Source organism: Microbacterium sp. (assembly GCF_041641055.1).
In the GTDB taxonomy this organism is placed as follows: Bacteria; Actinomycetota; Actinomycetes; order Actinomycetales; family Microbacteriaceae; genus Microbacterium.
In genome coordinates this window covers 12954-39167 of sequence record NZ_JBEPZB010000012.1, presented here as the reverse complement: position 1 = coordinate 39167, position 26214 = coordinate 12954, and the positions used below count along the sequence as shown (strand labels likewise).

The window sequence follows — 26214 nt, the reverse complement described above, 5'->3', positions numbered from 1 at the left end:
CGTGTCCTTCCCCTCGCAGTATGCAGCGCCACACGAGAAGCCCGCGCCGCAACGCGACGGGGAGCGCACCAGACAACGTGCGATCCAGGTCGCTGCAGCACATATCTCCGCGAATGGGTTCCACAAGATGTCCATCGCTGCAGTCGCCGTCGAAGCTGGTGTCTCGCAGAGCGGGCTCCTGCATCATTTCCCATCGAAGGCCGCTCTTCTGAGCGCAGTTCTTGATGAGCAGGAGCGCTCGGATAGCGAGTTTCTGTTCGGCGACGGTGAACCGCCGCTGGGATGGGACGCTTTCGATGCTCTTGTCGCTCTCGCCGCGCACAACTCGACGAGGCCGCAGTGGGTGCAGTTGTTCGTTCGCATCTCTGCGGAGGCGACCGCGTCAGCTCACCCGGGACATGAGTGGATCAGGCGACACTACGCGAGCATGCGCTCCTGGTTGTCGGACGCCGTAGAGCACGGCAAGGCCTCCAGGACGATTCGGCAAGAAGCGCCTACGCAGCTTGTTGTCCAATCGACGGCCGCCGTGCTTGACGGCATTCAACAGCAGTGGGTTCTCGACCCGGACAGTGTTTCGATGGTCGAAAATGTTCGGGCGCACGTCGACACGTTGAAAACGAGCTGGGCTCGGTAGCGTCCCGTCAGGGCGTCCTGGATGTAGGCCCGTCGCCGGGCACGTCTCCGACGGCGGTCAGATGCCCGGCGCACTGGACATCGCCGTGCTCTGGAGCCTATCGCTGGCGGTGTGCGTGGTCCTCTCCGGTCGCCGGCTGTCGCTTACACGACGTGCTCTGTCAGTCGGCGTCAGTCAGCTCCTCTCCCACATTCTCTTCGTGCTCGGCACGCTGACCCCGGGGCCACCCCGCCCGCGCACGTGCACGGCGGCCCGCTCGTGCTTCGCGGGGCAGCGGCAGATGCCGTCGTCGCCGGCGGCTCCATGAGGGGCGCGCACCTCGTCGCAGCGCTCTTTGGCGACGGCACTCGAGAGCCGGGCTGGTTGCCCCCGCCCCTTCGTGGGGCAACCAGGTTCCCGTCGCAACACCTGCGCGCAGACATGTCGGCGGTCGGCGATCCTCGACTGCGGCCCTCGGGAGCCGCCCGCCGTTGAGCGCGGCCTCTGGGAACTCTAGAAGAAAACGGCCACCCGGGGGCCTGCGGCCTGGGCCAGCGCGTGCCGCGCCACGATCTGGCGGACACCGATTGCTCGTCGCGGCCGGTTCATCCAGTCAGCGTCTGCATGTCCTGGCGTCCGGAGTCACCCCCACGCGCGTCTGATTCAAGACTAGCCACGCGTCGACCGTCACGTCGCGCCGTCAGCTGCGATGTGGCCGTGCTGGAGGCGCCCGGGGCGGGCAGCGTCCCAGACCCTCGCGGCGCTCTCAATCGCCTGCGGCCTGGAGCCACTTCCTAGTCACGGTGCCAGGCGGGGCCAAGAGTCGATGTGCGGGGGATGAGGCGCGGAGCGAGGGTAACGGTGCGTGTTTGCGTCTGCGGCTTTTCGATGAGCTCGAGGAGCAGATCCGCGGCGGTGCTGCCCATCTCCTCGCCCGGCTGAGCGATGGTTGAAACCGGAATGGAGCTCTCCGACGCGAAGTGGTTGTTGTCATAGCCGGTGACGGCGACGTCGGAGGGGACCGCGAAGCCCGGGACTTCGTTGAGGACCTGCACGAGGCCGATGGCCAAGAGATCGGATGCGGCGATGATCCCGTCGTACGTGCCCGGTCCCATAGCGACGATGCGCTTGGCCAGTTCTCTACCGTGGCGGATGTTGAGGCCTCGGGTTTCCTCGAGCGCCACCGACGCATCGGAGACCGCGGATACGGCTCGTGCTACTCCCTCCCACCGGCGCTGAATCGCCGTGAGGAACAGAGGGCCGCCGACGAAGAGCAGGCGTCTGCGTCCGAGCGTCAGGAGGTGCTCCGCAGCCAGCATTCCGCCATGCGCCTCATCCACTTGCACGCCCGAGTAAGTGAGCGTGGGGGACTCGTAGTTGACCAGAACGGTTGGAGTGGACCGCGTAGGCAGAACGGAGGACTTGGCCAAGGACGTGTCCAGCGGGGCGAGGATGATGCCGGCAACGCGTGAGCGGTCGAGAAGCTCGAGGTTGTGCACCTCGCGAGTGGGTTCGACGTCGCTGTTGACGATGAGAACATCCATGCCCCGTCGCCGCATCACTTGCTCGACGCCGCGAGCGATGTCGACGAAGAATGAGTTTCCGAGATCGGCGACCACCAGGCCGACCGATGTGCTGCTCCCGGCTGCAAGGGACCGCGCAGCATCGTTGCGCACGTAGCCGAGTTCCGCAATGGAGGCGAACACTCGTCTTCGGGTGGTCTCGCGAACCTTGCTCGGGTTATTGAGGACGTTCGATACCGTGCCGATGGCGACCCCTGCATGCGAGGCGACATCGGCCATGCTCGGCAGAGACCGTCCCTGTAGGGTCGAATCCGTCATCCGTACCCCTCTCCATCGTCGAGCCGGTCATGATCTTCGAGAACTCTAGTGCATGCAAGCGGGCAATGAAGCGATTCAATAACGGTCGAGAACGTGTGTTGCAATTTGCCCGCTGTTCTGGCATCTTGCTTGTGAAGCGCTTCAAAAGGAGCGTCGCATTCAAGGAGGAATAGTGACCACAGCATCATGGCGCGCTCGGCGCCTCATCCCCGCCGTCGCCCTGCTGGGCGTCGGCGCACTCGCGCTCTCAGCGTGCGGGCCCGCGGAGGGTAACGCGTCCGGAGGCTCGGACGGAGACTTCACCTACCTCGGCCAAACCGAGAACACGACCATCATCTCAACCCTGGAGACGCTCGCCGGCGACCAGTGCAAGGCAGCCAACGACGCCGCCCCGCTGAAGGACGACGACATCTCCGGCACACAGTGGGACCAGCAGCTCCAGCTGCTCGCCAGCCAGGATGGCCTTTCGGACATGCAGATGGCGGCGGGCACGCCCGCCCTCATGAAAGAGTTCATCGACGGTGGCAAGGTGCTGAACCTCTCCACCGCCCTCGACGATCTCGGCGTCTCGGATCGCCTCCTTCCGGCTGCGGAATCCACCATCAAGGCGCTCTACGGCGACGGCGACCTCTACGCGCTCCCGACCGAGTTCAACATCGAAGGCTTCTGGTACAACAAGGAGCTCCTCGAGGCCAACGGCATCGAAGCACCCGAGACCTGGGACGACCTCGTCGACGCCGCGTCCACGCTGCAGTCCGCCGGCGTCCAGCCCTTCGCCACCGCGGGCAAGGACGGCTGGCCCGTCACCCGACTCGTCGGCGACTACATCGTGCGACTGCTCGGACCGGACGCGCTGCAGAAGGTCGCCGACGGCGAGGCGAAGCTCACCGACCCCGAGTACGTCGAGGCGGCCGACGCGGTCGCCGAGCTCGGCAAGGCAGGGTACTTCGGCGACGCCGTCGGTTCTGTCGACTACAACGCGTCGATGAATCTCTTCCTCACCGGCAAGGCCGCCTTCTTCTACATGGGCAGCTGGGCGCTGGCGAACTTCAACGACGAGGAGCAGAACCAGATCGGCGCTGACAACATCGGCTTCGCACGGTTCCCGGCCGTCGAAGGCGGAGCGGGCAGCATCGACCAGATCCCGGCGAACGTCGGGATCCCCGTCATGTTCTCGGAGAAGAACTACGACGATAACGCGGCCGCATGGCTCGAGTGCATCGCTCAGGGGTACGGGGACGTCGCGCTGAACGACAGCGGCGTCGTCTCCGGATTCGTCGTCGACAACGCGCCGGCCGACCTGCCGGCCACGACGCAGCTCGTCCAGGAGGAGATTGCGAACGCACCGTCGAGCGTGCTCTGGTTCGAGGCTCTGTTCTCGCCGAAGGCGACGGGCATCAGCCAGAACAACGGAGCCGGTCTCGCCAACGGCACCCTCTCGGGCGAGGAATTCATGCAGCTCGTCCAGGCAGCCAACGACGAAGGCTGACACCTCCGGGGCGGGCGCGACGCGCCCGCCCCGGAACATCTGCTCGTCGCATCAGGAGAACCACCATGCACAAAGTCCTCGGTGACAAGCGCGCCATCTTCGTCCTCCTCGGACCCGCGCTGCTCGTCTACTCGCTCGTCATGCTCGTCCCCATCGTGTGGTCGCTGTTCTACACGGTCCAGGACGGCAACCCGATCACCGGATTCACCTTCAACGGGATCGACAACTTCACCAAATTCTTCCAGGACCCCGCAGCATGGGACGCGATCTTCTTCACGTTGAGGTATGCCCTCATCCTCACGGCGTTGCAGGTCATCGCCGGATACCTGCTCTCCCTGATGTACGTGTTCTGGCTCCGCAAGGGATCCGGACTCATCCGCACCATCGTGTTCTTCCCCGTGGTCCTCCCCACCGTTGCGGTCGCGCTGCTGTTCCAGCGGCTGTTCGAGGCGGCACCGACAGTCGGGCCGGTGAACTCCTTCCTCGGCATCCTCGGCGGAGGCAACCTCGACTGGTTCGGAACCCCCGACGCCTCGTTCTGGGTCATCATCGCTATGGACCTGTGGCGGTCCATGGGCTTCTACGCCGTTCTGCTCTACGCCGGTCTCGTCGACATCCCGGACGAGCTCATCGAGTCGGCCCGCATCGACGGCGCCGCAGGCTGGAAGCTCATCCGCACCATCGTTCTGCCCCTGTCGCTGCCGGTGCTGCTCTCCTCGATCATCTTCAGCATCAACGGCACGCTCAAGGTGTTCGACACCGTCGTCGCTCTGACGAACGGTGGGCCGGGCAACGCCACGACACCGCTGACCCTGTACATGTTCCGGACATCCTTCGCCTACGGCGACTACGGGTACGGCAGCACCATCGCGCTGATGCTGACGATCCTGTGCCTGCTGTTCACGGTGTTCATCTTCCGCTCCACCCGCCGCGACCTCACGAAGGACTGAACCAGTGAGCGCCACCACCGCCATCGTCACCAGCACCCCGCCCGCTCGTCGGGTGGTCGAGCCGAACCGTCGGGGAGTCGGCGACTTCTTCCGCCGACTCCCTGTCCGGCTCATCATCGCCGTGCTCCTCATCGTCGAGATCTACCCGATCCTCTGGATGCTCCTCGGCTCCTTCAAGACGCAGAGCGAGTTCCTCAACGAGCCGTTCTGGGCGCTGCCCCAGTCGTGGGACATCGTCAACTACATCGAGGTCTTCACGACGGGCGAGTTCGGCAAGTACATCGTCAACAGCCTCATCGCCGTCTTCCCGTCGCTCGCCATCATCCTGGTCTTCGGCACCGCCGCTGGGTTCGCGCTCGAGGTCATGGTATGGAAGGGCCGGGGCACGGTGCTGCTGCTCTTCCTCGCGGGGATCATGGTGCCGGCGCAGATGATCCTGCTGCCGCTGTTCACGATCTACTTCCGCACCAACATGACCGGGACGCTCTGGCCGCTCATCATCACCTACGTCGCACTGGGAATGCCGCTCACCGTCTTCATGATGGCCACGTTCTTCCGCTCGGTCCCTCGCGAGATCTTCGAAGCATCCACACTCGACGGCGCCTCGATCTTCCGATCCTTCTTCTCCATCGGCCTGCCGCTGGTGAAGAACGCACTGTTCACCATCGGCCTCGTGCAGTTCTTCTTCCTCTGGAACGACCTGCTCATCGCACTCACCTTCACCAACAGCAGTGACCTGCGCACCATCCAGGTCGGCCTGCTCAACTTCACCGGCGAGTACGGCGCCGTCCAGTACGGGCCGACCTTCGCCGCCATCTCCGTCAACGTGCTGGGCACCCTGCTCATCTACGTCTTCCTCAATCAGCAGGTCATGAAAGGCCTGACCGCCGGATCGGTGAAGGGCTGAACCATGACCAACACCGAACTCTGGCTCGAGAACCGCCGAGGCGCCAGCACCATCGGGATCGCCGAAGCAGCACCGCGCATCTCGTTCATCGCCGACACCCCCGGGCCGTTCACGCTCCGGTTCACCCAGGACGACGGGCGATGTGAACAGGAGGTCATCGAGACGACAACCACCGTGCCGTGGCCGTTCACCGCACTCTCCCCTCGCCAGGGTGGCCGCTTGGCCATCGTCGCCGACGACGGCAGCCTCTTGACAGAACTGCGGGTCGAAGGGGGGATCGGCGACGACTGGAAGGTCGACTTCGTCTCCCCGTCGCTCGAGGCGCCACGAGATGCTCCCCGCCCCGCGTTCCTTCTTCGCGCGGCGTTCCACAGCGAGATCGCTCCGGAACGCATCCGCCACGCTCGCCTCTACGTCACCGGACACGGTGTCTACGAACTCGAGATGAACGGCGACCGGGTTGGCGATGACATCCTCGCACCCGGATGGACGAGCTACTCCCACCGCCTCCGGTACCAGACCCATGACGTCACCGACGCCCTGCAGGCCGGCGAGAACGTACTGGGTGCCTGGCTCGCAGACGGCTGGTACCGCGGGCACATTGGCTTCGACGGCGGGGTCTGGGACATCTACGGGACGGATGTCGCCCTGCTCGCCCAGCTCGAGATCACCGATACCTCCGGCGACCATCACATCGTGCCTCTGGAATGGAACTGGGCGCCGTCCGCAATCACGGCCGTCGGGCTCTACGAGGGGGAGGACTTCGACGCGCGACTGCACCCGGAGGGATGGTCGGGGCCGGGATTCGACGCCGGGTCGTGGGAGCCCGCGCACGTGTTGCCGCGAGCATCGTTCCCCGCGCGAATCGAAGCGCCCACCGCACAGCCGGTCCGAGCCACCGAGATGCTCCGGCCGGTCAGCGTCGAGCGGATGCCGAGTGGGCGGATCCGCTTGAACTTCGGGCAGAACATCTCCGGCGTCCTCCGCATCAGCCTTCGCGCCGAAGCCGGACACACCGTGCGACTGCACCACGCCGAGGTGATCGAGGACGGCGAGCTCGGAACCAGGCCCCTGCGTGCCGCGACCTCGGTGGACGCGTTCACGGCCGCAGGCACCGGAGTCGAGACGTACACGCCGCGGTTCACGGTCCACGGGTTCCAATACGCGGAACTCGAGAACTGGCCGGGCGACCTCGAGGACGGCGACGTCGAGGCGGTGGTCGTTCACACCGGCATGCGCCGCACCGCATGGTTCCACTCATCGCACGACGGGCTGAACAAGCTCCACTCGAACGTCACCTGGAGCATGCGCGACAACTTCGTCGACCTCCCGACCGACTGCCCCCAGCGCGACGAACGCGTCGGATGGACCGGTGACATCCAGGTGTTCGCCCCGACGGCGTTGCGTCTGTTCGCCGCCCACGGCACCCTCACCGGGTGGTTGCGCGACCTCGCGCACGAACAGGCCGACCAGGGACACGTGCCACAGTTCGTCCCCTGGGTGGAATGCGGGTTCCCGAACTTCCCCACCGCAGCGTGGGGGGATGCGGCGGTGATCGTCCCTTGGGAGATGTACCTCAACGACGGCGACCCCCACATCCTCGCCGAGCAGTTCGCGAGCATGCGGGCCTGGGTCGATCTCATCGACGAGCTCACGGAGCACACCGGCCTCTGGAACACCGGCTTCCAGCTGGGTGACTGGCTCGACCCGACAGCGCCCCCGGAGGATCCGGGGAAGTCGCACACCGACAAGTACCTCGTGGCGACGGCCTATCACGTGCGCACAGCACGGATCGTCGCGGACACCGCGGAACTTCTCGGACACGTCGATGACGAGCGACGGTACCGCGATATCGCCGCGCGTGCGACCAAGGCCTTCCAGGACGAGTACCTGAGCGCCAATGGACGCGTCGTCAGCGACACCGTCACGTCCGTCGCCGTAGCCCTCGTCTTCGATCTGTTCGCAGAGGCGGGCCAGGCGGCGCGCGCGGGGGAGAGGCTCCTCGAGCTCGTGGGTCAGGGAGGCTTCCACATCTCCACCGGGTTCGTGGGAACACCCATCATCTGCGACGCCCTCGTCCTCGCCGGGAGCTCGGACTACGCCTACCATCTGCTCCTCCAGGAGGAGCTGCCGTCGTGGCTGTATCCGGTCAGCATGGGGGCCACGACGATCTGGGAACGCTGGGACAGCATGCTGCCCGACGGGTCGATCAACCCGGGCGACATGACCTCGTTCAACCACTACGCGCTCGGAGCCGTCGCGGACTTCCTGCATCGCGGCGTCGCCGGTCTCGCCAGTGACGGGCCGGGCTGGCGGCGCATCCGATTCGCGCCCCTCCCCGGCGGCGGTCTCACACACGCGAGCGCCCGATTCGACGCCGTCACCGGTACGGCGGAGGTGCGATGGGAGCGCGTCGGGTCCGAGCTGATCATCACCGCCACCGTCCCGCCCGCCGCCACCGGAGTCGTCGTCCTCCCGGAATCCGGCGAGCAGATCCCGGTCGGGCCGGGCGAGCACACCTTCCGCACGACCTTCCGCGCCGTCGAGGACGACCCGGACGCTCCCTTCTTCGGCTGGCGTCGTCCCGAGACCGTCGACGCCTGACAACCCCTCACAGAAATGACATCCATGCAGAACTCCATCAAGCCCGGCCAGGTCTGGCTCGACACCAAAGGTGAGCGGATCCACGCCCACGGCGGCTCGATCATCACCGTGGACGGCGTCCACTACTGGTACGGGGAGAACAAGGAGCACTCCGCCCCTGGCAGCGGCATCTGGCACTGGGGTGTCCGCTGCTATTCCTCCACGGACCTCTACAACTGGGAGGACCGCGGCCTCATCATCCCGCCGGACGAGCACGACGAGGAATCACCGCTGCACCCTCACCAGCTCCTCGACCGCCCCCACATCATCTACAACGCCGAGACGAAGAAGTACGTCGCCTGGCTCAAAGTCATGACCAAGGGCTCCATCCAGCGGTCGACCGTCCTCACATCCGACAGCATCCTGGGTCCGTACGAGATCGTGCGCACCTGGCTGCGACCCCTCGACATGTCGGCAGGGGACTTCGACCTCGTCGTCGACCCGCATGACGGCAAGGCGTACTACTACTTCGAACGCGTGCACTCCGAGATGATCTGCGCAGACCTGACGAGCGACTACACCGACGTCACCGGGTACTACTCGACCCACTTCCCGCAGCCGCAGCCCCCGTTCGTGCGCGAGGCCCCCGCGCACTTCGCCCGGAACCGGAAGCACTACCTGCTCACCTCCGGCACCACCGGCTACTACCCGAACCCTTCGGAGTCCGCCGTGTCGGCGTCCTATCACGGGCCCTTCGACGTGCTGGGCGACCTACACCCGTCCGATGACTCGCGCACGTCCTTCCACTCGCAGATCTCCTCCGTGTTCCGCCACCCCGAAAAGAAGGACCTCTACATCGCCATCGCCGACCGCTGGCTGCCGCGATACCTCGACCACGGCGACCGCGCACAGCAGGCCTTCATCGAGCACTTCGCACCCGGGCGCGACAGCGACGAGCCGATGGAGGAGTTCGCCGACGTCGACTCATCCATCGCCGATTACGTCTGGCTGCCGATCCGCTTCGACGGCGACCGCCCGGTCATCGAGTGGCTCGACGAATGGCGAGTCGAAGACTTCGACTGAACCACTCCGGCCCGGAACCCTCATGGGTGCCGGGCCGAACTCATCCACCCCACTGACAAGCAAAGGAGCTTGCCATGCCCCACGCCACTCTCGTTCGCGGAGGACTGGCCACTGTCGCCACCGCCGCGCTGCTGGCCCTCACCCTGCATCCGATCCATGAGCAATCCGCGTCCGCAGCGACGGGCGCCGGCGGGTCCGTGGCTGTCACGTACACCTCGTACAACGTCGACGAGGGGAACTACAGGCTGACGCCGCAGACATCGAAGCAGCTCGCGCCGATGACGAACAGCTCGGCCATGACCATCAACGTGGACCCGTCGGTGTCGTACCAGTCGTATGACGGGTGGGGCTCGTCCCTCGAGGACACCACCGTCTATCACCTGGGCCGGCTGAGCACGGCGAACCGCGAGTCCGCCCTGCAGGCTCTGGTCAGCCGGGCGAACGGCAACAACATGAACCTCTGGCGCACCACCATCGGGTGCGCCGACTTCTGCCGCACCGCGAAGACCACGGGCTTTTGGACCTACGCCGACAACGGCGGGGTTGCCGACCCGACGCTCAGCTCCTTCAGCATCGCCAGAGACATCTCCGACGGCAAGATCGCCATCATGCAGCGCATGCAGCAGATCAACCCCGAGGTCAGGTTCTATGCGTCTCTGTGGTCGCCACCGGCCTGGATGAAGACGAACAACAGCATCACCGGCCCGGCCGGCGTCTTCGGCCACTGCGCGACGGACGGCACCGAGCCGCGCGTCCAGCACGGCAACACAGGTCCCAACAACACCGGCTCCGCGAACGACTACTACCCGGTGCTCGCCGACTACTACGTCAAGTACATCCAGGCGTACGCCGCCCAGGGGCTTCCGATCTACGCCGTCACGCTGCAGAACGAGCCCGACATCCAGATGCCGTACCCGACCACCTGCTTCACGCCGGGGCAGATGCAGGACTTCGCCAAGGTGCTCAAGCAGAAGTTCACCGCGGCGGGCATCACCTCGAAGATCTGGGGCATGGACGCCAACCTGACCGGCGACACGTTCAGCTACGTGGACGCTCTCCTGGGTGACCCCGCGGCCAACGCCGCCGTGGACGGCATCGCCTTCCACAACTACGACAGCACGACCATGTGGCAACCGAACGCCGTCACCGCGCAGTACCCGAGCAAGACGCAGCACATGACCGAGATCACGCAGGGCGCGAACAAGCTCATCGAATTCTTCCGAGGAGGCGTCAGCAGCTACTCCGGCTGGGCCACCATGTTCGAATACACCCAGTGCGACGCCATCGACGACGACACGAGCGCTCTCGTCCTCTGCAACGCCGGTCCCAGCTGGTGGATGGACCGCAAGGTCAACCCCAACGACCCGGATGCCGACACACCCTCGGTGATCTCGCCGAAGATGGGCGATCCCACGCAGTACGACCTCAACGGCTGGTACTACGCATGGGGCCAGTTCTCCCGGAACATCCAGCTCGGCGCGAAGCGGATCGACAGCACCGACCGGATGGGAACCGTCTCTAACGTCGCCTTCCAGAATCCCGACGGCACCATCGTCGTGATCGTCGCGAACCGGCCGGATGCGACGGGGCTGCCCGACTCGAACCCGGCGCGTTACAACACGACCCAGCTCGCCACCGCGGCGGCGTCCATCCGCATCGCCACGCCGGACGGGGAATTCACCGACACCATCCCCGGCGACACCATCGCGACCTACGTGTACACCCCGACCACGGGCAACGCCCTCAGCAAGCAGGGATGGACCGCCTCCGCGTCGAACACGCAGGATGCCTTCACCGCGACGCAGGCCATCGACGCCAACCCCCGCACTCGCTGGATGAGCGGAACGGATCAAGCATCCGGCCAGTCCTTCACCGTCGACCTCGGCGCGAGCCGCACCTTCGATCAGGTGTCCCTGAACCAGATCGCCTTCCCGACGGACTCCCCGGGGACATACTCCGTGCAGACATCGACCAACGGAACCACGTGGAGCGGCCCCGTCGCGACAGGGTCGGGGACGTCGTCATTCACGAACATCGCGTTCACATCGACGACTGCGAGATATCTGCGGATCAGCCTCACCGGGGCGGCCAGCAGATGGTGGACCATCGGAGAGGTCAGCGTCTACAACAGTCGGTCCGGTCTCCTGCCTCGCGAGGCCGGATCGGTGACGGCCTCGGCATCGGGAGACGGTACGACGGCGTCATCCGCATGGGACGGATCCGCCCAGACGCGCTGGACGACGGGCGCCGCTCAGGCGTCAGGTCAGAGCCTCACCTTCGATCTCGGAACCACGAAGACCATCACGGCCATCGAGCTGGACGCAGGGCAATGGTCCGGAGACTACCCGCGCGGGTACGCCGCCTACGTCTCCGCCGACGGCGTCACCTGGGGCACCCCGGTCGCCACGGGCAGCGGCACATCCCACGTCACACAGATCGCCCTAGGCACACGAACCGCACGGTACGTGCGCATCCAGCTGACCACAGCGTTGAGCACCTACTGGTGGAGCGTGGCGGAGGCGAGAGTCTCCAACGGTGCGCGCACCACGACCTCCGGCGTCGGGTGGTCCAGCCTCTCGCACACCGGCTGGAGCGCATCGGCCTTCGCGAACGGGGCGTCCGCCCCACTCGCAGTTGACCAGTGGTTGGAGTCGCGCTGGCAATCCGGACAGGCTCAGACAGGCAACGAATGGTTCGAGATCGATCTCGGGGCGAGCCGCACGTTCAAGGGCGTGCAACTGATCCAGTCGGGCGGGCCGGACAACGGCGGCGGGGACTTCCCCCGCGGATACGAGGTGTACGTCTCCGCGGACAAGAACACGTGGACCAAGGTCGCTGCCGGCGACGGGTACGGCGTGGTGAACGCGCTGTTCGCGACGCGCACCGCTCGCTACATCAACATCCACAGCACCGGGGCGGATGCCGGTCACTGGTGGTCGCTCGGCATGGTGAATGTGCTGACCGACTGAGCCAGCCGGCCGAGTAGTCGCCCTCGATCTCAAGAACCTCGAGGGCGACTACCGGTGGTCCGGAAGCGTTCACATTGACGAACGCAGTGTCGCTTCACGCCCAGGTCCGAGGGCCTGGTCGGGGTCAGTCACACGGCACCCATATGAAGCGCTTCAACTCCGGGGTGCACTTTGGTCATGCGTCGACCAGTTGCTCAAAGCGAATGAAGTCGAACTCGGCGCGAGCGGTTTTCACGCCGCTCGCCCCCTTCGGCCACGTCCGCGTATCGATGGCCCCGCCGAGATACGATCCGACGGTCATCGTCAGAACGACGAAGAACGGTGCGTCGAATGGCCAGCCGCCTACCGCTCGTGGATCTGTGGCGCGTGCCTCATGATAGACCGCGCCGTCAATCGCCCATCTGAGCACCCCTGGTTCCCATTCGAGCGTGTGGGTGACCCACCTTCCGACGAGTGACGACAGAGGCCCGGAGTATGTTCCCGAGATCGGGGAGTCTCCGGAGTAACCCGGACCGTGCGCCGATCCGAACGGCGAGCCTGGACGTGAGAGAGCGATCTCGGTGGCATCGATCTCGCCGGCAGCCGGCCAGCCCACGGAGTCGATGTTCATCCCGAAAAGGCACACGCCGACGCTCACTCCGTAGCCGGGATGCAGGAATTGACGCGTCGTCAGGCGACCGTGCGGACCGACCTGACGCCGACCTTTCGATGAAATCGTCCCAGCGATGTAGGAGAAGCCGTTCTTCGACGCAGGCTGCGCAGTCAGCGCCAGCCTGCCCCCTGCGACGTTGACCATCGAGGGATCGTTCCACTGTTGATCGCGGAGGTCAGTCTGTCCCGGACCGTCGTAGACGGCCCAGTTCGTGGGGTCGATCCGGTCGCCCAGGAAACGGTCCTCCCAGACCGTGCGCCAAGCCTTACCGGGTGGGGCTGCGGCCGCCGTCGGAGCTTGCGCGAGAGCTGCGGGCGCGCCGATCAGGGAGGATGCTCCTACGGCGAGTCCGGCGGCTCCGACTCCGAGAAGCGTGCGACGGGTCAGGCCGCTTATGGGGGCGGCCGATGGGGGTCGGGGCATGTGGTTCCTCCTAGTGAGACGTCGTTGTCCGACCGACATTGACGTTGCCGGTTGGGTTCACTATATTGATGATCTTGAAGCGCTTCAATAGAGAACGCGAACTCAATGAGGAGTCCAATGAAATCTGTGACGGCGTCTATAGCGACACTCGCGCTCGCCCTCTCCGCGCTCGTCGCGTCGACCGTGGCCACGTCGCCAGCCGCGGCTGCAGCCTCGGAAGTCACGCTCGACCGCACGGGGTGGAGCGTCACGGCGTCGCACTCCCACCCCAATACGCCGGCAGCCAACATGATCGACGGCTCCCTTTCGACCGGGTGGACGTCCGGCAAGAGCCAGCAGGGCCTACCTGAAGACCCGGAGTTCGTCGTGGTCGACACCGGAAAGGTCACCCAGTTCGACACCATCGAGCTTGCGGCGGGGGCGGCGGTTGACGACTATGCGCGCAGCTATGAGGTCGCCGTCTCGCAGAACGGAACAGACTGGGAGCATCTCGTCAGTGGCTCAGGAGCGCTGACCGACGGCGTAATGGAGATCTCACTGTGCGAGGGAACACCGCCCTGCACGCAGACGTCAGCCCGTTACGTCCGGGTGACTCAAACCAGCGGGCACTTCCTGAACTGGTGGACCATCGCCGAGTTCGACCTCGTCGCGCATCCGACAACCCAGCGCGGCCCCGCAACCTTCCTCGAGCGCGACGGATGGTCGATGACCGCCTCGCAAGGCTGGCTCCCCGCATCCAACCTCATCGACGGCAGCACCGGCACCGGCTGGACCACCGGCGACGGGCAAACGCCCGGCCAGTGGATACAACTCGACGCGGGAACACCCGTCACCTTCGACGCGGTCGATCTCGCCGCGGGGGCTGCGACCAGCGAGTTCGCCCGCAAAGTGAAAGTCGATGTCTCGGATGACGCCACGAACTGGACCACGGTCGCCGAACGCGACGGGGAATTGCGCGCGGGCGCCTCCCGTGTCTCTCTCTGTGACGACATCGCGACGTGCGCCCCGGTGACGGCCCGCTACGTGCGTGTCACCCAGACGAGCAGCCATTTCGTGAACTCATGGACAGTTGCGGAGTTCAACCTCGTCTTCGGCGATCTCGCGTTCCTGCGCCCGCAGGCAACACCCCGCGACACGATGGTCGCCCCTTCGGGGACCGTGCAGCTGGACGTCTGGGGACTCGCTCCCTCCGAGCCGGTCACGGTCTCCTCATCGACTGGCTCGTCGAACCGAACCGCTGACGCCGCAGGCGAGACCGTCGCCACCATCGCAGCTCCCTCAGCGGAGGGCGACTTCGAGATGACCGTCTCCGGAGCATGGACAGGATGGAGCACCTCGGTTGTCATTCTCGTGACCTCGGATGTTGAGGGTACGGATCCAGACCCGAACGGCGGCGGAGGTGCAGGAGAAGGCACGACTCCGGCGGTGACCGATTCGTTGACGATCACGGAGGACGCCGGTGTGATCACTCTCGCCTGGGATGCGGTTCCTGCGGCCACGTCGTATGACGTCTACCGGTCAACCGGCGCATTCACCGACGCGACCAAGGTGGCGACCGTGGACGTCCCGTTCTTCGACGACGCGGTCGGCGAGAAGGACCGCTACCGCTACTACTACTCGGTCGTCGCGGTATCGGGTACAGGCGAGAGGGCCGACGCCTCAGAATCGGTTTCGCTGGAGTCGGCTCTGTTCGGCGACAACATGACCTTCTTCAGCCCGACCGACAACGTGTCGCAGGTCGACAGCACGGTCGCCGCCGCGGCGGCGAAGATGTTCCCGTTCGCGGCTGAGCTCAGCGACGAACGTTTCGCCTTCGCGTTCAAACCCGGCGAGTACGAGACGAAGACCATGAACGTTGGCTACTACACCAGCATCTACGGGCTGGGGGAGACGCCGCGCGACACGACCGTGCCGCGGATCGAGATCCCTAGTCAGCCCGCCGACTCACTCACGAATTTCTGGCGTTCGGTCGAGAACATCGGTATTGATACGGGATCTCCTGACACGTGGATCACGTGGGCGACCTCGCAGGCGGCCCCAGCGCGACGGTTGTGGGTGAACGGTCATCTACATCTGGACGATTGGGGAAAGGCTGCCAGTGGCGGATATCTCGCGGACAGCGTCATCACCGGAGAAACCGGCTCGTGGTCTCAGCAGCAGTACATCCTCCGCAACAACGATCTCGAGCGCGGCTGGTACAACGGCGGGTGGAACCATGTCTTCGTCGGAAACGCGAACGCGCCGACCGAATCGCCTGACTGGGCCGCTGCGGCCTGGAATGCGACAACGGTCGAGGCTGAGACTCCTGTCATCCGAGAGAAGCCGTTCCTCTACCTCGACGACGCCGGTGACTATCGCGTGTTCGTCCCTGCGCTGCGTGAGGACGCGCGGGGTGTTTCGTGGAGTGCCGACGGACCTGGTGAGGGCGCTTCAGTCTCTATCGACGACTTCTTCGTCGCGAAGCCGGGCGACTCCGCAGCGTCGATCAACAGCGCTCTCGCTTCCGGGAAGCACCTGCTCTTCACCCCCGGCATCTATGAAGTCAACGAGACCATCGAGGTCGGTCGCGCCGACACCGTCGTGCTGGGCCTCGGAATGGCCACCATCCGTCCGACCGGCGGCGTCGACGGCATGCATGTCGCGGATGTTGACGGCGTCACCGTCGCCGGCTTGCTCTTCGACGCGACCGAGGATGGATCCGACACGCTCCTGCAGGTCGGGGAGCCAGGCGCTGACGCAGATCACGCACATGACCCCACGTTGCTCGCCGACGTCTTCACGCGGGTCGGCGGAGCGGTCGAAGGCAAGGCCGACGTGACAGTGCACATCAACAGTTCCGATGTCATCGGCGACCACTTCTGGTTGTGGCGGGCCGATCACGGCCTGAAGGCCGACTCCACCGGATGGGACAAGAACACCTCGGCGAACGGGCTCATCGTCGATGGCGACCGAGTGACGGTCTACGGCCTCTTCGTTGAACACTTCCAGGGCCACCAGACCCTTTGGCGGGGCGACGACGGCAGGACGTTCTTCTATCAGAGTGAACTCCCGTATGACCCGCCGACCCAGGCTGATTACATGAGCCGCAGTGGCACGGTGAAGGGCTACGCCTCCTATAAGGTCACCAACGAAGCGTCCGGTCATCGGGCTGTCGGCCTCGGCGTCTACGACGTCTTCATCCACACCAATGAGTGGGTCGTCGCGGAGAACGGGATCGAGGTGTCACCGGGCACCCATCTGCGCAATGCCGCAATCGTCTCCTTTGGTGCGGGCGGAGGCCAAAATCACATCGTGAACGACGTTGGCACGGGTGTGTCCGGCGGTGCCGCGGTGAAGTCGGGCCTCAATTCATACGTCGAAGACGAACCTCGAGTGGAGGTGAGTCTCTCAGGCTCTGGTGCTGACGGTGTGTACCGCGGGAATGTGAGCGTGGAGCTGTCCCTCGCGCAGGGGGCAGGGGTCTTGCAGTACCGCCTCGGAGACGAGTGGAGCGAGTATACGCAGCCCCTTACGGTGAGCGTTGAAGGAACTCACCGCGTGCAGTACCGCGTCCTGCATCAAGGGGAGGAATACAGCCCGGCAACAGGGGCCGTCGATTTCCTCATCAAAGATGCGACCGAACCGCCCGGTCCGGAAACCGGGCAGCCTTCGAATCCGCCCACCGCGGGCACGCCGTCGACTCCGTCGCCGCCGGCTTCGCTAGCGGAGACGGATCTGACAGCCGAAACGCGCGGTGGTATCTCCGGCCCCACAGTCGTCACGGCGGGTGAGACGATCAAGGTGCAGGTGGGCGCAGACCATTCCAGAAATGAGGTGCGAGGGTGGTTGTTCTCCGCTCCGGTGTCGCTCGGTCGCGCGACCGTCGCCCCGGACGGAACCGCCGGGTTCGTCATCCCGCTCGATACCGTTCCCGGACGACACCGTCTGGCGGTCACGGACGCCACAGGGGCTGTCATCGGCTGGTACATCGTCGACGTTCGCGCTCCGGGGGCGTTGGCGTCTACCGGCGGTTCCAGCTCAGGCGGTTGGGCTGCGATGTCGTTGTTGCTCATCCTCGGCGGCCTGACCCTCACGGCCAGTCGGGCGCGCCGCAACTACCGCGCGACTGCCTGAGATCGGCGTCGCGACTATGTTGCACGGGGCACGTGGCGCCCCGTGCAACATCAGGAGGGTGTCAGCCGCGCGCACATCCTGTCAGGCATCGACGCGAGCCTGAGGTACCTCGGCGCCGACCCGTCGACCTCTGCCAAATCTACCGATGGGATCCGGAGACACTCATCGAGGAGACGATGGAGGCGCTGCATGACGTCGTGCGCTCCGGCAAGGCGCGGTACATCGGCGCCTCGTCGATGTGGGCGTGGCAGTTCGCGAAGGCGCAGCACGTCGCCGTGTAGAACGGATGGACCCCGTTCGTGTCGATGCAGGACCAGTACAACCTGCTGCAGCGCGAGGAGGAGCGGGAGATGCATCTGTTCTGCCTCGACTCCGGTGTCGGAGTGCTGCCGTGGTCGCCGCTCGCGCGGCGCAAGCTCACGCGCGACTGGGATGAGACCACGGGCCGCACCAAGACGGACGCGTTCGGGTCGACGCTTTACCAGCGCGAGGAGGAGTCGAACCGGGCCATCGTAGGCGCCGTGTCGCGGGTAAAATCCACCAGTAACTGGCCTGTAGCCGGAAGCATCGAAGGCTGGCGGTGATACTGCTCGGGGTGATCCGAGCTCGCTCCGGTGGGTCAGCTCAGCGGGAGCCCGTCGGGACCAACGAGCTGGAGGCGGCGTCCGAGGTCGAGCTTCCGGCGACGCAACAGGACCATGCCGACTCGCCCATTGGTGAAGCCTTGAGCGGAGAATTTGACCTTGCCCCGCACGTTCGTCTCCAGGGTGACATCACAGTGCTCCGTCTGAGCCGCTCGAGACGAGAGAAGGCCGCTCAGTGAGGGATAGACGAGGTCCGTGAGGCGCCGTCCGAGAACGGGGCCGATATGTCCGAACCGTTTCACGAACGACAAGGATTCGAACGTGTTCCAGATCGGGACGTGCTGTGCGCCACCGAGGGTGATCGGGCGGACTCCTGTCATGACGAGAGCCAACTCGTGGCGGGACGTCTCCGCATACCGTCGCACAGTCGCGTGAGCGGACGTTCCCCAGTCTGCTGTCAGGGCAAGAGGCACGTCGAGCGAGGGCCTGTAGCCGTCGGCCTGTTCGCTGAAGCGCTCCAGTCCGAACAGCACCTCGGCGGCGAAGGCGTTCGCTTCCGCCTCGAGTGCAGATTCCGTGTCGCGGTGCAGCGTGTGCTCGTTGTCCCCGCGATACGCGTCGCGATGCCAAGGCAGGGCATCGTGGCCGATCTCGTGTGCCTCCGTGAAGCGGACGCGCGCGGCGGGTTGGGTGGTGTCGACGTAAATGCGCCGCTCAGGCGGAGCGAGGGCTCCGAGAACGCGTCCGCTGATCTTGGCCAGGACTCCGCGCAACGAAGGCGGAAGGTCAGGCTCGTCGGCGATGTCGACGAGCATCGCACGCTCGAGTCCCGCAGCAGTAGCAATGTCCGCGAGCGGTATCGGGAGAGGGGTCTCGGGGTCGATGCCCGCCGCCCGCATAGCCGCGCGAGCCGCCTTGCGGATCTGCACGTGCGGAAGCTCAGGCGTCGACGTCATGGCTATCGCCTCGTCTTCAACCAGGCGATGTACTCGGTGACCTGCTTGCGCTCGTCTGGGGTCAGATCCGACAAGGCCCTAAGGGGGATTCCAGCGAGCTCACTCGTCTTCTCTTCGTTCGACTCTGCGACCGGTACATGGTGTCGCGCACGAACGAGAAGGTCGCGGTAGTCGAGGCCGTAAGTGCTGGCCAGTTGGTACAGGACGTTGGGGGAAGGCTGCTTGATCTGCCCGGACTCGATCTGGCTCAGGTAGCCGTTGGTGACGCCGTCTGTTGCTCGCTCAACCGCACGAAGCGACATCGGGATAGATAGGCGCGAGCGCTTCAGGTACTCCCCAAGCAGCTCGTTCTTCTGGTCCTCTGTCATACCCCGATTATGACACATTTGCTTACTTGACTATGCAGTGCCGTGTTTGGCTTGCGTTCCGTCGTGAGAGTGCTTACTCTTGTAAGCACCGCAGGGAATGCCCTGCACCAACAAGTAAGGAACTGATCATCATGGCAAACCGAAGCACCATCAGCGGCCGGTACATCTCCAACGCCGCAGCAGCACGCCACCCGCGGACGAGTGTGCGGGAGACCGGCGCGAACACCGGTTCGGGCACGCACCACCGCAGTGGCATCACGGGGCGTTACATCACGCCGCAGGCCGCAGGCCGCTGGCCCAACACCAGCCAGTCCGAGACCGGAAAGTAATTGCCGGCAGCGCGGGGAGGGTGTTCCTCCACCCTCCCCGCATCGTCATGAAGGAAGTGGTGAGCGCGATGCGTCGGAGCCAACCGGTACTGTCGAAGCAAACGGAGGGGACACGTATGGGGACTTCAGACGAGTTGCAGGTCAGTCTTGATGATTGCCGTAACGAAGAGCAAGACGTCGAGTTCTGGTTTGCTCGCGATCTGCAGGCGCAGTTCGGCTACAAGAACTGGGAATCGTTCGAGAAGGTCATTCACAAGGCCGCTGAGAACGCGCGTCTTGTTGGGGTAGCAGAGGACGACCATTTTCGTCAAGTAACGAAAATGGTTCCCATCGGCAGCGGGGCGGAGCGGTCCATCGTCGACTACATGCTCAGCCGCTACGGCGCGTACCTCCTCGCGGTCAACGCCGACGGCACGAAGCCCAACGTCGCATACATGAAGCACTACTTCGTGGTGCAGGCCCGGAAGCAGGAGCTCGTCGAGCAGCGCGTGCTTGATGCGGAACGTCTTGAGAGCCGCCGCCAGTTGAAGGCAACGGAGAAGGCACTCTCCGGCCTCTTCCACGAGCGCGGCCTCGACGGGCCGAAGATGGCTGCGGTACGTGCGAAGGGCGACAAGGCGCTCTTCGGCGGGCACACCACGCAGGAGATGAAGAACAAGTACGGCATCACCAACTCGCGCCCATTGGCCGACTACCTCCCGACGCTGTCCATCGCCGCGAAAACCCTCGTCAACGAGATGACGAAGCTCAACGTGGAGACCAAGGATGTCCAGGGTGAGGTACTGATCACTGACGAGCACGTTCAGAACAGCAAGAGCGTGCGTGCCATGCTCGGCAACCGTGGCATCCAGCCTGAGAACCTCCCGGCTGCCGAAGACATCTCCAAGGTGGAGCGGCGCCTCGCGAAAGAAGAGAAGCAGATCGCGGCAGCGGGTCTCGGCGAGGTCGACGGCTTCTGACGGCGACGTCATTGACCTCGACCTCGGCGACAATGCCTGAGGAGTTGAATGCTGCGCTGGCACTCTCGAGGACTGATGAAGAAGAGTGAATCGGTGCAGTTGACCGCGACGAACGACAGGATGCAAGCGTGACGCTGCTCGATGAAGTGATTGAACAAGCGTCAGACGGCGATGCTGCGGCGATGCTGAGAAAGCTCATGATTGTCGCGCACCGGCTCGGAGCAGATCCGCTGCTCGCTTGGGTCAAGGCAGAGCTGAATGGGTACGACGATCTGAACGACATCCCCGACTACCGAGGCCCCTTTACCGTCAACGTGCAGGCAGTCATTACCGGTCCGGGGCCGAGCAGGGGCACGAGCACTCTGACGAAGCATGGGATGCCTGAAGGTTTCGACGGGCTTTTCGAGTTGCGATTCAAGGACCCTCTCGCGACCCTGGAAGGGTTCGCCGGGTCCGAGGACGGGATCGCGGTGCCTTGGGATCCCGCCGTCATCGGGCTCTATAACGGGTGGATCGATGAAGGGCGGGTGCCGTTCATCGAGTACTGGGGTGTCTACAGTGCTCAGAAGGTGTTTCCGCAAGGAGCGCTCAGAGGCATCATTGACGTCGTCAGAACCAAGGCGCTGGAGCTTGCGCTGGACCTGCAGGCAGAATACCCGGACGCCGGAGAGAAGGACGGGCCCACCGTCGACAACCCTGATGTGCGCGCGACCGTCACCACCATCGTTAACAACATCTATGGTCCCGTCACCGGGCTCGCTCAGGGGCACAATGTCACCCAGAAGGTGCGAGTCAATGCCGGCGATCTTGGCGGCGCACTCGATAGTGCGCGCCGCTTCCTCGACGACCAGGGCCTCGAACAGCTGAGGGCCGTACTTGTTCACGACGGTGACAATCAGGAAAAGCGCAGCCGCGTTGGAAAATTCGTTGACGCCGTCAAGTCCGGATCCGTCACACTCGCCGCAGGCGTCACGACGGACCTTGCGGCCGCTGGACTACTGGAGGTCGCGACGCAGTTCTTCGGGTGGTGAGTGGCCTAACGCGCCCCTCGGCCGCATCGACCACATTGCGATTCGCCTGAATCGCCAATGGCCCTCGAGTCGCAGGCGAAGTGCGCGATGGGACGGGATCAGGCGAGCGTCGCCCAGATGAGACCTGCAGTGCAAAGGACCAGGCCGACGGTCGCGAGGACGAGCGCCCAAGAGGAGGAGCGAATTTGCGAGCTCATCTGTTGATCCAGTCGAGCGCGATGCTCGACGAGCCAGAGGTTGAGGACGTCGACAGCTCCCCACGAAACGTCACGTCCTCCCACTCGTGCGAGGACAGCCTTCAGGCGCGCGAGGTCCTCCGCGGTGGGCTCGGCTACAAGGTTGGAGTCTGAGTGCTTAGGCATGAGCTCAGTACTACACCATTTGCTCTGTAGGTTGCTCCGGTCGCTACGGCGAGCTTGACGAGCTGAAACTGTCAGGCCGACGAGGCCACTGATCATTCGTTCCGCTTCGTCGTCAACCGGCGAAGCGGCTCTTGCCGACCCACGACTCGCGACCGTTGCTCTGAACTGAGCTCGCCGCGGAGTGGACCATGCGGGAGGCACCGCGAGCTCCGAGAGAGCTGATCTTCCCACCAGGAACAGCGTTACCGCGGGCAATCTGAATGCGACGGTTCGATGACTCGTTCATGTTGGTACTCCTCCTCTTGGCTTCAGCATAGCTGCTGGCACTGACAATCAGGCGAGATCTAGAGTGGTTTTCTCACTGATCTGCCTGCCGATGAGCAGGGCGGTGAACAAGATTCCGTTCCACACCGTCACGCCCCACCACAGGGTTTGAAGCCACCCGTCCTGCAACTCGCCAACCAAACTTGCGGCCACAAGGAACAGGCTCACGGCCGACGAGAGAACCGCGAAGCGCAGAATATTCATTGGTTCTCGTACCAGCGCGCTTTCGCCTCGCGACGCCACAAGAGCGAGTAGCACAGCGGGTGCCACCAAGAGTACAGTTGCCGGCCCTTCAGGCTCGCTGCGCCAGACAGCCTCGGCGCCAGGGAGCACCAGAGCGAGGAGCGTCGTAAGGAACGAAAACGCTGCAGCGACCGTGGCGGTCATGCGGATACCCCTGAAGGGGAGATCGACGACGAGCTCTCCGTTCTCTTCTGGCTGTTGATCATAGTGCCCGTGGACATGCGTCACAGGCTTTCGTGAGTCATCGAAGAGGCTGTCGGGACCTGACTCGCCGGGGAGCCTCAACAACGTGCATCGGGCTTCGGGCGGTGTCTGGAATTCGAGGTGGTAGCTCGCCGCGGCGGACGCCGCCTCCAAGGGCACTTCGATGGTCCTCCGAGACCAGCCCAACGCGACCTTGAGGGAAAGAAAGAAGTGCTGTGGAGGCAAGCCCTCCACATGCCAGTCGTAGGAATACTTCAGCACCTGCCTCGAGCCGGCGCGCTGAGAGTCGATGAGGCCGATAAGCAGAAATCGTCCGACGAGCATGCGAAGAAGCTCGCCCGCGTCGTTTCCCTCGAATACACGAGGGTCAGCTCGGACACGGCCGAGCCAGCACCCGCTGGCGACAAGCTTGTCGACGTCTGAGAGCGACTTCTCATCCCTAGCGGGCCCGACAATCTCTTCGATGAGCGGGAGAAGACCATCGGGAACGTGGGAGTTGGTTCGCATCAACTCGCTTCGAACCATAGCGACTCCGTAGCGAGTTGTGTCTGCTGCTCCGAGCACTGGCAAGATGCTTCCATCCGGTCCCCTCGCATCGAACTCGCGCAGCGGTTCCTTCTTGATGTAGGCGAGCGGGACCATGATCTGACCGCGTAGATCATGCGGGCTCGTAAAGCCGCGTTCCTCGGGGTGGAAGGCGAGCGCTGGGTCTGGAGTCGGTAAACAGTCGAGCGACTGGCGCCGCCGTCCACGCTCGCCCACGAGCGGGTGAACGCTGTCAACCCTTCGATAGACCCAAGCGTTCCACCTGGTCACGACATGGACCAGAGCGGCCCCCGCGATCAGTAAAGCCTCGTCCTCGTTAAGGGGGCGCGGGGCGCTTTCGTCTGGGGCTTCCCGGCACGGTTCGGCCGTCCCACCCGTGAGCGCATGCCAGATGCGACGCAGTCGGTGCATTTCTGTTCCCCCCGGTGTCCCGGCCTCCGTGTCTGTCGGTAGCTGGGCTCCACATCCACTACTTCAGAGCGTGCCACACCGGATCACATAGTTTGACGATTCCATCGGCGGAGTTGTTTTGGCGATTCCAGTGTTTGACTGGATCAACAATGACGGATCCGGATCAGGATAAGCAACGACCCATATGAGGGGCACGGCGCCCTCTCGAGGTTCCAATCGTCGCTAGGGCGCCCTCAGCGTTGCGAGCGTCGTGATCGACGCCGGCTCGGGATCCCAGCGACGCACGCCGCGGGCGTGACCCTGGATGTCCCCGCCGACGAGTTCCAGCGCCTCCGCCAGGTCGGCGACCCGCAGCCTGCGGGCAAGGGCGACGTGCGGCATCCACTCTCCGGTCGCGGTGTGCGGCGCATCCGTGCCAGGACCGAGGGCGTCGTGGACCGCGGTGCGGAGCGCGAGCAGTTCGGCGGTCGGCACGACGCTGCGGGCGAGTACCCGTCGGGCGCCGATGCCGAACAGCAGGGGAGCGCCCAGCGTCACGGGGAACGCAGGGAGATCCTCGAAGACCTCCGCCTCCACCGCCGGCAGCCCGATCCTGGCCACCAGTGTGATGTGCGGGCGGTTGCTCGCAGACGTGTGCGCGGCGAGGCTCGAGAGCCCGCGTGCGGCGAGAGCCTCCCATTCGGCTCGGATCGCCACGTCGGCCGCCGGGTCGAGGAGCAGTTCGATCGATGAGGGGGAGCGCCGCGGCTCGGGTTCGCGCATCTAGTCGTTCTCGCGGCGTCGCAACTGCTCCCAGATGACGGTCCAGATGAGCCCGAGCATGAGACCGGCAGGGGCGCCGACCGCAGCTCCGATACCCGGATCACCCGCAGAGGCACCGATTCCGAGACCGATGACCGCGCCGACGGGGAGACCGAGCAGCAGGGGCACGGAAGCCATGCCGCCTCGAGGTTCGCGCCCGGTTCCATCAGGCCAACATATATGCGAACGCTGAGGCGTCACGGGTGCAGGGCGGCCGGCCGTGATGGGGATGCCCCTCAGCCGACCGCGCTGAGCCGCCGCTCGGCCAGCAGCGGTACGGCCACCTCGCGGGCGGCGCGGCGGGCCGTGGCGACGGCGCCGACCGAGACGACCTCGGCGCCGAGCGTCGAGGCGAGGATCTCGGGTGCCGGCAGGTGCAGCTGCGCAGGCAGCACCTCACGGGCCGCATCCAGCACCGGGGCGATGCTCTCCGCAACCGCCCCGCACACGATCACGCGGGCGGGGTCGTACATGCTGCCGAGGACGCCGACCACTCGTGCGAGTGTCGCGCCGACGCGGGAGGTGGCGAGCAGTGCGTCGGCATCGCCTGCCGACGCGGCCGTCAGCACGGCTCGCGGATCGATGCGATCCTCACCCGCGAGCCGACCGATCGCGGAGTCTGACGAGATCTCGCCGCTCTCCACCGCTGCTCGCACCTGATCCTGGAGGGCATACCGAAGGCCGAAGGCCGAGCCGACGCCGATGATGTGGTCGAACACGACACCCTCACCCACCCCGCCGTGAGCGCCGTGCAGCACGTGGCCGTCGACGACGACACCGCCACCGAAGCGCTCGCTGGCGAGCAGGGCGACGTAGTCTCGGCATCCGATGGCTGCGCCCGCCGAGCCTTCGGCGATCGCCGCGAGCTGCGCGTCGTTCTTGATCTCGACGACCGGAGCCCAGTCGGCCAGGGCTTCGGCGAGGCCGGGGTTGGTGCGTTCCCAGAAGCCCTCGGGATGCGGCGGTGAGACTCCCGCCCTGTTGACGGGGGCGGCGACGCCGACGCAGATCGCGAGCACCGCCTCTCGGGTGACATCGGCCTCGGCCAGCGCCTGCGTCATCTGCCCGAGGATCGTCGCCCGTCGCTCGTCGGCGCTCTGCGTCGGATCGAGATCGACGCGGTGATGCACGCGGGTGTGGTCCTGCAGCTCGGCGACGGTGACGGCGAGGTGGGTGTCCCCGGCATCCACCCCTATCACGACGCCGAGATCGGATGCCAGCACGAAGCGCCGGGCGGGACGCCCTGCCCGGTAGCTCCCGGCCGCGCGGGCGTTGGGGAGCTCGCGCAGCACGCCGGCGTCGACGAGCGTGTCGATGCCGTCGATGGCGGTGGAGCGGGTCAGCGAGGTGCTCGCCATCGCCTCGGTCGCGGTGAATTCTCCCGCTGCCCAGGCGAAGTCGAGGATGGCGCCGACGCTCGCGCGCCCGGTGCCGAGCCCTGCGGAGACTTCTGTCACGGGCCTTGACCTCACT

The 26214-nt window shown here is 65.2% G+C and carries 19 protein-coding genes and 2 pseudogenes; 13 read left to right on the top strand and 8 right to left on the bottom strand.

Annotated elements, in window-relative coordinates; all coding sequences use genetic code 11:
• Position 1 precedes the first annotated feature (1 nt).
• Entirely contained in the window at positions 2 to 634 is a 633-nt protein-coding gene (locus ACESK8_RS09555) for a TetR/AcrR family transcriptional regulator (protein WP_372968375.1), read from the top strand.
• Between the two features lie 773 nt (positions 635 to 1407).
• Here the strand turns inward: ACESK8_RS09555 and ACESK8_RS09550 are convergent.
• Entirely contained in the window at positions 1408 to 2415 is a 1008-nt protein-coding gene (locus ACESK8_RS09550; RefSeq protein WP_372968374.1) for a LacI family DNA-binding transcriptional regulator, read from the bottom strand.
• A 211-nt stretch (positions 2416 to 2626) separates the two neighbouring features.
• Here ACESK8_RS09550 and ACESK8_RS09545 point away from each other — a divergent pair, with 211 nt between their 5' ends.
• The 6 genes from ACESK8_RS09545 to ACESK8_RS09520 all read left to right on the top strand — a co-directional run bounded on the left by ACESK8_RS09545 (position 2627) and on the right by ACESK8_RS09520 (position 12435).
• Positions 2627 to 3943: an ABC transporter substrate-binding protein gene (locus ACESK8_RS09545; protein WP_372968373.1), complete on the top strand. Its 1317-nt coding sequence runs from the start codon at positions 2627 to 2629 to the stop codon at positions 3941 to 3943.
• 65 nt (positions 3944 to 4008) lie between these two features.
• Positions 4009 to 4893 (top strand): carbohydrate ABC transporter permease, encoded by an 885-nt coding sequence (locus ACESK8_RS09540; RefSeq protein ID WP_372968372.1) that lies wholly within the window; start codon positions 4009 to 4011, stop codon positions 4891 to 4893.
• Positions 4894 to 4897: 4 nt separating this feature from the next.
• A complete protein-coding gene (locus tag ACESK8_RS09535; RefSeq protein ID WP_372968371.1) occupies positions 4898 to 5800 on the top strand; it encodes a carbohydrate ABC transporter permease in 903 nt (300 codons plus the stop codon).
• Positions 5801 to 5803: 3 nt separating this feature from the next.
• Complete coding sequence (locus ACESK8_RS09530) at positions 5804 to 8404, top strand: family 78 glycoside hydrolase catalytic domain (RefSeq protein WP_372968370.1); 2601 nt, start codon at positions 5804 to 5806, stop codon at positions 8402 to 8404.
• 24 nt (positions 8405 to 8428) lie between these two features.
• Positions 8429 to 9466 carry a family 43 glycosylhydrolase gene (locus tag ACESK8_RS09525; RefSeq protein WP_372968369.1) on the top strand — a complete coding sequence of 346 codons (1038 nt, stop codon included), beginning with the start codon at positions 8429 to 8431 and terminating at the stop codon, positions 9464 to 9466.
• Between the two features lie 74 nt (positions 9467 to 9540).
• The gene (locus ACESK8_RS09520) at positions 9541 to 12435 is read left to right on the top strand and encodes a discoidin domain-containing protein (RefSeq protein ID WP_372968368.1); all 2895 of its coding nucleotides are present in this window, start codon (positions 9541 to 9543) and stop codon (positions 12433 to 12435) included.
• A 175-nt stretch (positions 12436 to 12610) separates the two neighbouring features.
• On the opposite strand, the gene ACESK8_RS09515 is transcribed toward ACESK8_RS09520, so the two are convergent.
• Positions 12611 to 13231 carry a hypothetical protein gene (locus ACESK8_RS09515; RefSeq protein ID WP_372968367.1) on the bottom strand — a complete coding sequence of 207 codons (621 nt, stop codon included), beginning with the start codon at positions 13229 to 13231 and terminating at the stop codon, positions 12611 to 12613.
• A gap of 384 nt (positions 13232 to 13615) precedes the next feature.
• Here ACESK8_RS09515 and ACESK8_RS09510 point away from each other — a divergent pair.
• The 3 genes and pseudogenes from ACESK8_RS09510 to ACESK8_RS09500 form a co-directional block, all read left to right on the top strand.
• Positions 13616 to 14566 (top strand): annotated as a pseudogene (locus ACESK8_RS09510) (discoidin domain-containing protein); the annotation flags it as partial.
• A 369-nt stretch (positions 14567 to 14935) separates the two neighbouring features.
• Positions 14936 to 17623 carry a hypothetical protein gene (locus tag ACESK8_RS09505; protein ID WP_372968427.1) on the top strand — a complete coding sequence of 896 codons (2688 nt, stop codon included), beginning with the start codon at positions 14936 to 14938 and terminating at the stop codon, positions 17621 to 17623.
• A gap of 176 nt (positions 17624 to 17799) precedes the next feature.
• Positions 17800 to 18207 (top strand): annotated as a pseudogene (locus ACESK8_RS09500) (aldo/keto reductase).
• 35 nt (positions 18208 to 18242) lie between these two features.
• On the opposite strand, the gene ACESK8_RS09495 reads toward ACESK8_RS09500, so the two are convergent.
• Together ACESK8_RS09495 and ACESK8_RS09490 are read right to left on the bottom strand one after the other, a co-directional pair.
• Positions 18243 to 19163 (bottom strand): ImmA/IrrE family metallo-endopeptidase, encoded by a 921-nt coding sequence (locus ACESK8_RS09495; protein ID WP_372968366.1) that lies wholly within the window; start codon positions 19161 to 19163, stop codon positions 18243 to 18245.
• Between the two features lie 2 nt (positions 19164 to 19165).
• Positions 19166 to 19531, bottom strand: coding sequence for a helix-turn-helix domain-containing protein (locus tag ACESK8_RS09490; protein ID WP_372968365.1), 366 nt, complete (start codon positions 19529 to 19531; stop codon positions 19166 to 19168).
• Positions 19532 to 19662: 131 nt separating this feature from the next.
• On the opposite strand from ACESK8_RS09490, the gene ACESK8_RS09485 reads away from it, so the two are divergent.
• From ACESK8_RS09485 to ACESK8_RS09475, 3 genes are all read left to right on the top strand, one after another.
• On the top strand, positions 19663 to 19860 hold the full coding sequence (locus ACESK8_RS09485) for a hypothetical protein (protein ID WP_372968364.1): 198 nt from the start codon (positions 19663 to 19665) through the stop codon (positions 19858 to 19860).
• Between the two features lie 47 nt (positions 19861 to 19907).
• Positions 19908 to 20819, top strand: coding sequence for a DNA damage-inducible protein D (dinD, locus tag ACESK8_RS09480; RefSeq protein WP_372968363.1), 912 nt, complete (start codon positions 19908 to 19910; stop codon positions 20817 to 20819).
• A 128-nt stretch (positions 20820 to 20947) separates the two neighbouring features.
• On the top strand, positions 20948 to 21850 hold the full coding sequence (locus ACESK8_RS09475) for a hypothetical protein (RefSeq protein ID WP_372968362.1): 903 nt from the start codon (positions 20948 to 20950) through the stop codon (positions 21848 to 21850).
• Between the two features lie 695 nt (positions 21851 to 22545).
• Here the strand turns inward: ACESK8_RS09475 and ACESK8_RS09470 are convergent.
• From ACESK8_RS09470 to ACESK8_RS09455, 4 genes are all read right to left on the bottom strand, one after another.
• Positions 22546 to 23799: a hypothetical protein gene (locus ACESK8_RS09470; RefSeq protein ID WP_372968361.1), complete on the bottom strand. Its 1254-nt coding sequence runs from the start codon at positions 23797 to 23799 to the stop codon at positions 22546 to 22548.
• A gap of 363 nt (positions 23800 to 24162) precedes the next feature.
• A complete protein-coding gene (locus ACESK8_RS09465; RefSeq protein ID WP_372968360.1) occupies positions 24163 to 24702 on the bottom strand; it encodes a 2'-5' RNA ligase family protein in 540 nt (179 codons plus the stop codon).
• The gene (locus ACESK8_RS09460) at positions 24703 to 24879 is read right to left on the bottom strand and encodes a hypothetical protein (RefSeq protein ID WP_372968359.1); all 177 of its coding nucleotides are present in this window, start codon (positions 24877 to 24879) and stop codon (positions 24703 to 24705) included.
• A gap of 98 nt (positions 24880 to 24977) precedes the next feature.
• The gene (locus tag ACESK8_RS09455; protein ID WP_372968358.1) at positions 24978 to 26198 is read right to left on the bottom strand and encodes an ROK family protein; all 1221 of its coding nucleotides are present in this window, start codon (positions 26196 to 26198) and stop codon (positions 24978 to 24980) included.
• Between the last annotated feature and the right edge of the window lie 16 nt (positions 26199 to 26214).